Raw genomic sequence first — 10,579 nt, 5'->3', positions numbered from 1 at the left:
ACTCTTGTAGACTTGGTATTCATTTTTCGTCCGTAGGCGTTAAGAATCCATGTCACTTTGAGTGCCCACACAGATTGTCTGATAAATTGTTAAAGAGCAGTGCCGCTTCGTTTTCGCTGCGGCGCGGGGCGTGCATATTACGCTTTCCCGCTGCAGAGTCAAGCATTTATTTTTGCTTTTCTCTGCGAGGTTCTCACCGGAACCCCGCTGACCCGGCGGCTTGTTTGCCGTTGTTCCGTGTCAGTGGAGGCGCATTATAGGGAGTAATTCTGAGGTGACAAGGGGAAATGCAAAAAAACTTTTCGTTCGCTCGATTTTCCATCACAACGCGAGTTTTACGCGCTATTTGCGCGCCATTTGTGCGATTTCCCGAGCAAACCGGGATACCTGTTGCCAGTCGGTATAGACCACTTCTTTGCGGGTATCCGTTTCACCCCCGGTCATTTTCATAATCAGGCGGATCATAAACCGATCGTACCAGCTGTAGCGCGGGTAGCGCAGCGCGCCGGCAAATACCGCGCAGCTCTGCGGCTGCCACGGCGAGTTCAGCAGAAACTTACGCGTATAGCTGTTGGTCTGCGGCGTGCGCTTCTCGGGTTTACGCGCCACCAGGTTAACCGAAAAGAATGCCCCCGGCAGCGCCTGCAATGCTGCCAGATGCTTTTTCACAAAGCGGTCCACCGCCGGATGAAAGTGCCCGTAGCGAATCGACGCGCCAATGACCACCCGATCGTAGTGATGCCATTCGACGACATCGGTACGGTTCAGGTTCAGGGTGTCCGCATCGATGCCCAGCTCTTTAAGCTCAGAGGCGAGAAACGAAGCGATTTCACGGGTCTGCCCGTCGCGGGTGGAGAAGAGAATTAAAGTTTTCACGAGCACTCCTGTTATTCGCGCCAGAAAGTGGGGGTAAAGAGCACCAGTAAGGTGAACACTTCCAGACGACCAAACAGCATATTAGCAATCAGGATCCATTTCGCGACCGGGTTCATGGTGGCAAAGTTATCCGCGACGACGCCGAGCCCAGGCCCGAGGTTGTTCAATGTCGCCACCACGGAGGCGAAAGCAGAGAAGTCATCCACCCCGGTGGCGATAATCGCCAGCATACTAATGATAAAGACCAGCGCATAGGCGGAGAAGAATCCCCATACTGCTTCCAGAATACGTTCCGGCAGCGCGCGGTTACCTAATTTAATGCTATACACCGCATTCGGGTGCACCAGCCGCTTCAGCTCACGGTTGCCCTGCTTGAACAGCAACAGGATACGGATCACTTTTAATCCACCGCCCGTGGAGCCAGCGCAGCCGCCGATAAATGCGGAGCACAGCAACAGCACCGGAAGGAACAGCGGCCAGCGTGCAATACTATCGGTGGTGAACCCCGCGGTGGTCGCCATCGACACCACCTGGAAAAACGCCTGGTTCAGCGTCGTCGACACCGAGCCGTACACGTTATGAAGCCATAGCACCAGCGTACAGACGATGACCAGCGTCAACTGGACGCCAATGAACATCCTAAATTCGGGGTCGCGCCAGTACACCTTCAGGCTGCGTCCGCTCAACAACGAAAAATGCAGACCGTAGTTACAGCCCGAGATCAGCAGGAAGATGGCAATGATGGAGTTGATCATCGGGCTGTTGAAATAGCCGACGCTGGCATCGTGAGTCGAGAAACCGCCGATGGCGATGGTGGCGAAACTGTGCCCGATCGCATCGAACGCCGGCATACCGGCAAACCAGAGCGCCAATGCGCAGGCGATCGTGAGTAACACATAGATGAGCCACAATGTCTTCGCCGTCTCGGCAATACGCGGACGCATCTTGTTATCCTTCAGCGGGCCGGGCATTTCCGCGCGGTAGAGCTGCATCCCCCCGACGCCGAGGATAGGCAGAATCGCTACCGCCAGCACAATGATCCCCATGCCGCCGAACCACTGCAGCATCTGGCGATAAAAGAGGATAGCGTGCGGAAGCGAGTCCAGCCCCACCAGAGTGGTCGCCCCGGTCGTCGTCAGGCCGGAAAATGACTCGAAGAAGGCATCCGTCACCGTCAGGTTCGGCTGTTCGGAGAAGATAAAGGGCAAGGCCCCCACGCTCCCCAGCACGGTCCAGAACAGCACCACGATCAGAAACCCTTCACGAGATTTCAGTTCGCCTTTTTGCTTACGGTTCGGCCACCACAGCATGGAGCCGATCGCCAGAGCGACAAAGAAGGTTTGAGTGAAGGCCCGTCCCGCGCCATCGCGATATATCAGGGCCACTAATCCCGGGACGATCATCGTCCCCGAAAACAAGATGACCAGCAGTCCAACGATTCGGGTTATGGCGCGAAAATGCATCTCTGGCGCTTCCTTTGATAGGCAAAAAACAGAGGGGATTATTCGTTAATCTTCAGTAATTGCAATGAACCACGACTAAAATCAGCCAGTCTTGCTGAAAAAGCCGCCACTTCGGCCTGGGGAAGCGCCACGCGCAGCCGAACTGACGCCAGATATTCGCTTTCAACGACGTTCCCGGAGAATTGGGCGAGCAGCGCTTCAACGCCGGCCAGTTGCCCATACTCACACTGCAAAGTATATGCCGTTAACGGCGTCTTGCGCAGCGTCGTCAGCTGCGCCAGCGCCTGATGCACCCCGCCGCCATAGGCCTTAACCAGACCGCCGGTGCCCAGCAGGATACCACCGTAGTAACGCACGACGACAGCGGTTATCTCGCCGACGCCGCTTCCCATCAGCTGCGCCAGCATCGGTTTACCCGCCGTTCCCGCCGGTTCGCCATCGTCTGAAAACCCCAGCTGTTGCGAATCATCAGGCGGCCCCGCGACCCACGCCACGCAGTGGTGGCGGGCATCAGGGTGATCCGCTCTGACGGACTCGACAAAAGCTTTTGCCGCCGCCACGCCGTCGGTATGCGCCAACAGCGTGATAAAACGGCTTTTTTTAATCTCCTCAACGACGGTAACCGGCGCCGCCGGGATTAACCAGCTCTCCATCAGGCCAGCTTCAGATCGCGCGTCATATTTTCGATACTGTTTTCGTGAATCACCACGTTATCTTCGATACGGATCCCACCGAACGGCTTCATGGCGTCAATTTTTTGCCAGTTAAAGTGCTTGCTGAACGGGCCTTCACGCCACGGCGCCAGTAACGACTCGATGAAGTAGATGCCGGGTTCAATAGTTAACACCATCCGCGGCTCGATAATACGGGTGCAGCGCAGATACGGGTATTTCGACGGCGCCGCCAGATGCGTACCGGTGTCATCCTGCATAAAGCCAGCGACATCATGCACCTGCAGACCCAGCGGATGGCCAATCCCGTGCGGCATAAACGGCCCGGTCAGGTCATTCTCCACCATCGCCTCTTCGCTCATATCAGTGACTAACTGGTGTTTACGCAACAGCTTCGCGATACGCTGATGGAACTGGATATGGTAATCAATGTAACTGGTACCGGCCTTCATGGTACTAATCAGCGCCTGCTGCTCATCGTTAACGTCTTTGATCAGATGGGCAAAGTCGTTATCGCCGTGCGCCGCCCAGGTGCGCGTCAGATCTGCGGCATAGCCGTTATATTCCGCACCGGCGTCGAGCAGGAAACTGCGCATCTCCGCCGGGGCACGATGGTCCAGTTTGGTGTAGTGCAGGACGGAGGCATGCTCATTCAGCGCGACAATATTGCTGTAAGGCACGTCGGTATCACGATGGCCGGTGGCGGTGAGATAGGCCTGGTTGATATCGAATTCGCTCATCCCCGACTGGAAAGCTTCGTAGGCCGCACGATGACCATTCACCGCCGACTTCTGCGCTTCACGCATGCAGGCCAGCTCGTAATCGGTTTTGTAAGCCCGGTAGTAATGCAGGTAGTCGATAACCCCTTTCGGGTTGATCTTATCCGCGGCGATACCCAGGCCCAGCGCGCGCTCAGGCACCGGGCCGATATAGCCAATATTACCGCGAGCGGCAGGCAGCTGGCTGCCGATGCCATCGGCCTTCGGTAGCGCGATCACGTCTATCTCTTCGGTCCAGAAAGAGGTCGGCAACGGCTCAACGTTATGCCAGTAATCTACCGGCAGATAGAACCACAGCTTCGGTTTATTCACACCGTCCACCAGCAGCCAGCAGTTAGGCACCTGAGTCACAGGCACCCAGGCTTTGAACTGCGGATTGACCTTGAACGGGTACGGATGGTCATCAAGGAAGACGTTAACCAGCTCGCCGGAGTGAATCAGCAGAGCATCCATTTGAAAACGGGCCAGGACGTCGCGGGTACGTTCTTGTAGGGTAACAATATGATTTTTATAGAGCGCGGCCAGGGATTCCATCTTTTATCCTTTGCTTTTATGGGATCGTGATACACCGCATCTTAGCACATCGACCTGCGTGCGGGTGATTTCCGCCGGATGTGATCCGACCAGCAATTATTTAAAGAGTAATTTGCAATTCTTTAACATAAATTCCACACTCCGTTTCATCTGGTATGACCAGATCATATTGCTGGATTCAGGAGACTGACATGCTCTACAAAGGCGACACCCTGTACCTCGACTGGCTGGAAGATGGCATCGCCGAACTGGTGTTCGATGCCCCAGGTTCGGTCAACAAGCTTGATACCGCAACCGTAGCCAGCCTCGGTCATGCGCTGGACGTACTGGAAAAACAAAGCGATCTCAAAGGTCTGCTGCTGCGCTCTGAAAAAGCGGCATTTATCGTCGGCGCGGATATCACCGAATTCCTCTCGCTGTTCCTGGTCCCTGAGGAGCAGTTAAGCCAGTGGCTGCATTTTGCTAACAGCGTCTTCAATCGTCTGGAAGATCTCCCCGTCCCCACTATCTCTGCCGTCAATGGCTATGCGCTGGGCGGCGGCTGCGAATGCGTGCTGGCGACCGACTATCGCCTCGCCACGCCGGATCTGCGCATTGGGCTGCCAGAAACCAAGCTCGGCATTATGCCGGGCTTCGGCGGTTCCGTGCGTCTGCCGCGCCTGCTCGGCGCCGATAGCGCGCTGGAAATTATTGCCGCCGGGAAAGACGTCGGCGCCGATCAAGCACTGAAAATCGGCCTGGTGGATGGCGTGGTCGCTGCGGAAAAACTACGCGACGGCGCGCTGGCGATCCTACGTCAGGCCATGAATGGCGACCTGGACTGGAAAGCGAAACGTCAGCCGAAGCTGGAGCCGCTGAAGCTCAGCAAAATTGAAGCCGCCATGAGCTTCACGATTGCCAAAGGCATGGTCGCGCAAACCGCCGGGAAGCATTACCCGGCGCCGATCACCGCGGTCAAAACCATTGAAGCCGCCGCGCGTCTTGGTCGTGAAGAAGCCCTGGTGCTGGAAAATAAAAGCTTTGTCCCGCTGGCCCATACCAATGAGGCCCGCGCGCTGGTTGGTATCTTCCTGAACGACCAGTACGTCAAAGCGAAAGCGAAAAAGCTGACCAAAGATGTCGAGACGCCGAAGCATGCTGCCGTCCTGGGCGCTGGCATTATGGGCGGCGGTATCGCTTACCAGTCGGCCTGGAAGGGCGTGCCGGTGGTGATGAAAGACATCAGCGACAAATCGCTGACCCTGGGTATGACCGAAGCGGCGAAACTGCTGAATAAACAGCTGGAACGCGGCAAAATCGACGGTCTGAAGCTGGCCGGAGTGATTAGCACCATTCAGCCAACGCTGGAATACAGCGGTTTTGACCGCGTGGACGTCGTCGTTGAAGCGGTGGTGGAAAACCCGAAAGTGAAGAAAGCCGTACTAGCGGAAACCGAGTCAAAAGTGCGCCCGGATACCGTGCTGGCGTCCAACACCTCAACGATCCCCATCAGCGAGCTGGCCAGCGTTCTGCAGCGCCCGGAAAACTTCTGCGGTATGCACTTCTTTAACCCGGTGCATCGCATGCCGCTGGTTGAAGTGATCCGCGGCGAAAAAACCTCGGATAATACCATTGCCAAAGTGGTGGCCTGGGCCAGCAAAATGGGCAAAACGCCGATTGTGGTGAATGATTGTCCCGGCTTCTTCGTCAACCGGGTACTGTTCCCCTACTTCGCCGGCTTCAGCCAGCTGCTGCGCGACGGGGCGGACTTCCGCAAAGTCGACAAAGTGATGGAGAAACAGTTTGGCTGGCCGATGGGCCCGGCTTATCTGCTGGACGTGGTCGGCATCGATACCGCGCACCATGCTCAGGCGGTCATGGCGGCGGGCTTCCCGCAGCGGATGCAGAAAGATTATCGCGACGCCATCGACGCCCTGTTTGACGCCAACCGTTTCGGCCAGAAGAACGGCCTCGGCTTCTGGCGCTATAAAGACGACAGCAAAGGTAAGCCGAAGAAAGAAGAAGATGCTGCCGTCGACAGCCTGCTGGCCGACGTCAGCCAGCCGAAGCGCGATTTCAGCGATGAAGAGATTATCGCCCGCATGATGATCCCCATGGTTAACGAAGTCGTCCGCTGCCTGGAAGAAGGCATTATCGCCAGCCCGGCGGAAGCGGATATGGCGCTGGTATACGGCCTGGGCTTCCCTCCGTTCCACGGCGGCGCATTCCGCTGGCTGGACACCATCGGCAGCGCGAAGTATCTCGATATGGCGCAGCAATACCAGCACCTTGGCCCGCTGTATGAAGTGCCAGCCGGTCTGCGTGACAAAGCGCGCCATAACGAAGCGTATTATCCCCAGGTAGAGCCAGCCCGTCCGGTTGGCGCTCTGAAAACGGCTTAAGGAGTCACAATGGAACAGGTTGTCATTGTCGATGCAATTCGCACCCCGATGGGCCGTTCGAAGGGCGGCGCATTTCGCCACGTGCGCGCGGAAGACCTCTCCGCGCACCTGATGCGTAGCCTGCTGTCGCGCAATCCGTCGCTTGAGGCAAGCGCGATAGACGATATCTACTGGGGTTGCGTGCAGCAAACCCTCGAGCAGGGTTTTAACATCGCCCGAAACGCGGCGCTGCTGGCGGAGATCCCGCATTCGGTACCAGCAAATACGGTCAACCGTCTGTGCGGTTCTTCCATGCAGGCGCTGCACGATGCGGCCCGTATGATCATGACCGGCGATGCCAGCGTCTGCCTGATTGGCGGCGTCGAGCACATGGGCCATGTGCCAATGAGCCACGGCGTCGATTTCCATCCGGGCCTCAGCCGCAACGTGGCAAAGGCGGCAGGGATGATGGGGCTGACTGCGGAGATGCTGGCGCGTCTGCACGGTATTAGCCGCGAGATGCAGGATCAGTTCGCCGCGCGCTCTCACGCTCGTGCCTGGGCCGCAACCCAGTCCGGCGCATTCAAAGCGGAGATTATCCCCACCGGCGGCCACGATGCCGATGGCGTACTCAAGTCCTTTAACTATGACGAGGTGATCCGCCCGGAAACCACCGTCGAGACGCTGTCCACGCTTAAACCGGCGTTTGACCCGGTGACCGGTACGGTAACGGCGGGTACCTCTTCCGCCCTTTCCGATGGCGCAGCGGCGATGCTGCTGATGAGCGAAAGCCGCGCTCGCGAGCTGGGGCTGAAGCCGCGCGCTCGCGTCCGTTCAATGGCGGTGGTCGGCTGCGACCCGTCCATTATGGGTTATGGCCCGGTTCCGGCCTCAAAGCTGGCGCTGAAAAAAGCGGGCTTATCCACCAGTGATATCGACGTTTTTGAAATGAATGAAGCATTTGCCGCGCAGATCCTACCGTGTATTAAAGATCTGGGCTTAATGGAGCAGATCGATGAGAAGATCAACCTCAACGGCGGGGCGATCGCGCTCGGTCATCCGCTGGGCTGTTCCGGGGCGCGTATTAGCACCACGCTGATCAACCAGATGGAGCGCAAAGACGCTCAGTTCGGCCTCGCCACCATGTGTATCGGCCTGGGACAAGGGATCGCTACCGTGTTTGAGCGGGTTTAAGCGAAAGGGTATCTCAACGCCATTGCCACCAGAACCTGGCGGCTATGGCGAAGAGAGCAGGTTTAGTTGCCGTTCTTCCCGCCTGTCAGGGGCGGGTTTTTTATTTTCAGATAAACGCAAACGCATCGCCAAACAGGCGATCTTCACGCGCGCCGCGCTCATTACAGAACAGGTCGCGAGCGATCTTGGCCATCTCAAAACGACCGGCAATGTAGATGTCATGCTCGGCCAGCGTACCGTAATCCTGCAGCACGGCGGTGAGTACCGTACCGGAGCGACCACGCCACCCTTCTTCCGGCTGTTCAACCACCGGCTCGATGCGCAGATTCGGATGCTTGATGCTTAACGCTTCCAGCTCGGCCAGATCGTACAGATGCTTAGCCTCGCGGCCGCCCCAATAAATGGCGATATCGCGATCCGGGTTACGCGCCAGCGCGCTTAACAGAATAGAACGCACATAAGAGAATCCGGTACCGCCGGCGATCAGAATCAGCGGGCGATCTTCGTCATCGCGCAGCCACGCTTCGCCATGCGGAATATCAACCTCAATTTCACGCTCTTTCAGAATGCGATCCATGACCGCCATCGCGTACAGATTGAGCTCCGAGGCGCCGATATGCAGCTCGATAAATTCCTGTTCCGCCGGTGTGGAAGCCATGGAGAACGGGCGCTTGTCGCGCTCATCCATTACCACCATCAGATACTGGCCGGCACGGAAGGAAAATGCCGCTTCCGGCACTAATCGAACACGATATACGGTATCGGTAATCGCCTCCACCGAGGTCACTTTACAGCTTAAGGTTGTCATGCGTCCCCTCTGTCGGGTCAATAGAGCAAAACAGCGGCGTTAGCCCCGCTTACTGTTGTTTAAAGATGGCCAGTTCATCCCAGATGGCGTCAATACGCGCCGTAACGGCAGGATCTTTTTTGATTGGGCGACCCCATTCACGCTGGGTTTCGCCAGGCCATTTATTGGTGGCATCCAGCCCCATTTTTGAACCCAGGCCGGAAACCGGCGAGGCAAAATCCAGATAATCAATTGGCGTATTCTCTACCAGTACCGTATCACGAGCCGGGTCCATACGGGTAGTGATCGCCCAAATCACATCGTTCCAGTCGCGTGCGTTGACGTCGTCATCGCAGACAATCACGAACTTGGTGTACATAAACTGGCGCAGGAACGACCAGACGCCCATCATTACGCGCTTGGCATGTCCCGCGTACTGTTTTTTCATGGTCACCACTGCCAGGCGATAGGAGCACCCTTCCGGCGGCAGATAGAAATCAACGATTTCCGGGAACTGCTTTTGCAGGATCGGCACAAAGACTTCATTCAGCGCCACGCCCAGCACCGCTGGCTCATCGGGCGGTCGGCCGGTATAGGTAGAATGATAAATCGCGTCTTCACGCTGGGTAATATGGGTTACCGTAAACACCGGGAACTGGTCTACTTCATTGTAGTAACCGGTGTGGTCGCCATACGGGCCTTCCGGCGCCATTTCACCGGCCTCAATGTAGCCTTCTAGCACAATTTCCGCGCTGGCCGGCACTTCAAGGTCATTGGAAACGCACTTAACCACTTCGGTCTTGGTGCCGCGCAGCAGGCCTGCGAAGGCATATTCCGACAGGGTATCGGGCACCGGCGTCACCGCGCCAAGAATGGTTGCCGGATCGGCGCCAAGCGCCACGGAAACCGGGAAGCGTTCGCCCGGACGCGCCGCGCACCACTCCTGGAAATCCAGCGCGCCGCCGCGATGAGACAGCCAGCGCATAATCAGTTTGTTTTTGCCGATCAGCTGCTGGCGATAAATCCCCAGGTTCTGCCGCTCTTTGTGCGGCCCGCGGGTTACCGTCAACCCCCAGGTGATCAGCGGCGCGGCATCTTCCGGCCAGCAGGTCATAATCGGGATTTTATTCAGGTCGACATCATCGCCCTGGATGATTTTTTGCTGACAGGGGGCGCCGCGCAGGCGTTTGGTCGGCATATTCAGCACTTGCTTGAACTGCGGCAGCTTATCAAACAGGTCGCGGAAGCCTTTTGGCGGCTCAGGTTCTTTCAGAAAGGCCAACAGTTTACCCACCTCGCGCAGCGAACTGACATCCTCCTGCCCCATCCCCAACGCCACGCGACGCGGCGTGCCGAACAGATTGCACAGCACCGGCATGGTATAGCCTTTCGGATTCTCAAACAGCAGCGCCGGGCCGCCGGCGCGCAGAGTCCGGTCGGCAATTTCGGTGATTTCCAGGTGAGGATCGACCGGCAGAGTGATACGTTTTAGTTCGCCCTGTTGTTCCAGGAGTGTCAGAAAGTCGCGAAGATCGTGATATTTCATGGAAGTGTTATTGACCTCTCTACAGGCGGCTAATTATACGGTGTTCGACGGCGCGATGCTGTAATTTTGTTAAATTAGCGTGAAAGAACGCTGAAATTTGGATTTCAATTATAATGGCTTTCGCGATTACACCAGCCATTTGTTATGCTTGCCGTTATTAGAAGTGGAATGAGTCATTATGCAAGCCTGGTACTTACTGTATTGCAAACGTGGGCAGCTACAACGAGCCCAGGAACATCTGGAACGTCAGTCAGTTAACTGCCTGATGCCGACGATTGCGCTGGAAAAAATCATTCGCGGTAAACGCACCATGGTCAGCGAACCGTTGTTCCCGAACTACCTGTTTATTGAGTTCGATCCAGAGGTGAT

At 56.7% G+C, this 10,579-nt stretch carries 9 protein-coding genes; 3 read left to right on the top strand and 6 right to left on the bottom strand.

Features of this window, described 5'->3' with window-relative positions; translation table 11 throughout:
- Positions 1–342: 342 nt before the first annotated feature.
- The 4 genes from hemG to pepQ are packed head-to-tail and all read right to left on the bottom strand — an operon-like array spanning position 343 to position 4,323.
- Complete coding sequence (gene hemG, locus HMPREF1024_RS02195; protein ID WP_002883453.1) at positions 343–876, bottom strand: menaquinone-dependent protoporphyrinogen IX dehydrogenase; 534 nt, start codon at positions 874–876, stop codon at positions 343–345.
- 11 nt (positions 877–887) lie between these two features.
- Positions 888–2,339, bottom strand: coding sequence for a Trk system potassium transporter TrkH (gene trkH, locus HMPREF1024_RS02200; protein ID WP_009309756.1), 1,452 nt, complete (start codon positions 2,337–2,339; stop codon positions 888–890).
- 38 nt (positions 2,340–2,377) lie between these two features.
- Positions 2,378–2,992, bottom strand: coding sequence for an IMPACT family protein (locus HMPREF1024_RS02205; RefSeq protein WP_002883449.1), 615 nt, complete (start codon positions 2,990–2,992; stop codon positions 2,378–2,380).
- Positions 2,992–4,323 carry a Xaa-Pro dipeptidase gene (gene pepQ, locus HMPREF1024_RS02210; protein WP_004152060.1) on the bottom strand — a complete coding sequence of 444 codons (1,332 nt, stop codon included), beginning with the start codon at positions 4,321–4,323 and terminating at the stop codon, positions 2,992–2,994. The genes HMPREF1024_RS02205 and pepQ overlap by 1 nt, the downstream gene beginning before the upstream one ends.
- A gap of 191 nt (positions 4,324–4,514) precedes the next feature.
- On the opposite strand from pepQ, the gene fadB reads away from it, so the two are divergent.
- Together fadB and fadA are read left to right on the top strand one after the other, a co-directional pair.
- Entirely contained in the window at positions 4,515–6,704 is a 2,190-nt protein-coding gene (gene fadB / locus HMPREF1024_RS02215) for a fatty acid oxidation complex subunit alpha FadB (protein WP_004901902.1), read from the top strand.
- 9 nt (positions 6,705–6,713) lie between these two features.
- Complete coding sequence (gene fadA, locus HMPREF1024_RS02220; protein ID WP_004150456.1) at positions 6,714–7,877, top strand: acetyl-CoA C-acyltransferase FadA; 1,164 nt, start codon at positions 6,714–6,716, stop codon at positions 7,875–7,877.
- Between the two features lie 106 nt (positions 7,878–7,983).
- On the opposite strand, the gene fre is transcribed toward fadA, so the two are convergent.
- Both fre and ubiD read right to left on the bottom strand, forming a co-directional pair.
- Entirely contained in the window at positions 7,984–8,685 is a 702-nt protein-coding gene (fre, locus tag HMPREF1024_RS02225; protein WP_002883448.1) for an NAD(P)H-flavin reductase, read from the bottom strand.
- Between the two features lie 49 nt (positions 8,686–8,734).
- Positions 8,735–10,210, bottom strand: a complete 1,476-nt coding sequence (ubiD, locus tag HMPREF1024_RS02230; protein ID WP_009309755.1) for a 4-hydroxy-3-polyprenylbenzoate decarboxylase — start codon at positions 10,208–10,210, stop codon at positions 8,735–8,737.
- A gap of 178 nt (positions 10,211–10,388) precedes the next feature.
- Here ubiD and HMPREF1024_RS02235 point away from each other — a divergent pair.
- Positions 10,389–10,579: transcription termination/antitermination NusG family protein (locus tag HMPREF1024_RS02235; RefSeq protein WP_009309754.1), on the top strand; the 191-nt coding region annotated here is incomplete at its 3' end.

The sequence above is a fragment of the Klebsiella sp. 4_1_44FAA genome (assembly GCF_000238715.1).
Taxonomy (GTDB): Bacteria; Pseudomonadota; Gammaproteobacteria; order Enterobacterales; family Enterobacteriaceae; genus Klebsiella; species Klebsiella pneumoniae.
The sequence above is the reverse complement of the archived record's forward strand: the minus strand, read 5'-3'. Positions and strand labels throughout refer to the sequence as shown.

What these genes read in the sequence shown, in the direction of transcription:
- trkH (WP_009309756.1), bottom strand. Translation starts at nt 2,339, where the DNA reads ATGCATTTTCGCGCCATAACCCGAATCGTTGGACTGCTGGTCATCTTG.
- HMPREF1024_RS02205 (WP_002883449.1), bottom strand. Translation starts at nt 2,992, where the DNA reads ATGGAGAGCTGGTTAATCCCGGCGGCGCCGGTTACCGTCGTTGAGGAG.
- pepQ (WP_004152060.1), bottom strand. Translation starts at nt 4,323, where the DNA reads ATGGAATCCCTGGCCGCGCTCTATAAAAATCATATTGTTACCCTACAA.
- fadB (WP_004901902.1), top strand. Translation starts at nt 4,515, where the DNA reads ATGCTCTACAAAGGCGACACCCTGTACCTCGACTGGCTGGAAGATGGC.
- fadA (WP_004150456.1), top strand. Translation starts at nt 6,714, where the DNA reads ATGGAACAGGTTGTCATTGTCGATGCAATTCGCACCCCGATGGGCCGT.
- fre (WP_002883448.1), bottom strand. Translation starts at nt 8,685, where the DNA reads ATGACAACCTTAAGCTGTAAAGTGACCTCGGTGGAGGCGATTACCGAT.
- ubiD (WP_009309755.1), bottom strand. Translation starts at nt 10,210, where the DNA reads ATGAAATATCACGATCTTCGCGACTTTCTGACACTCCTGGAACAACAG.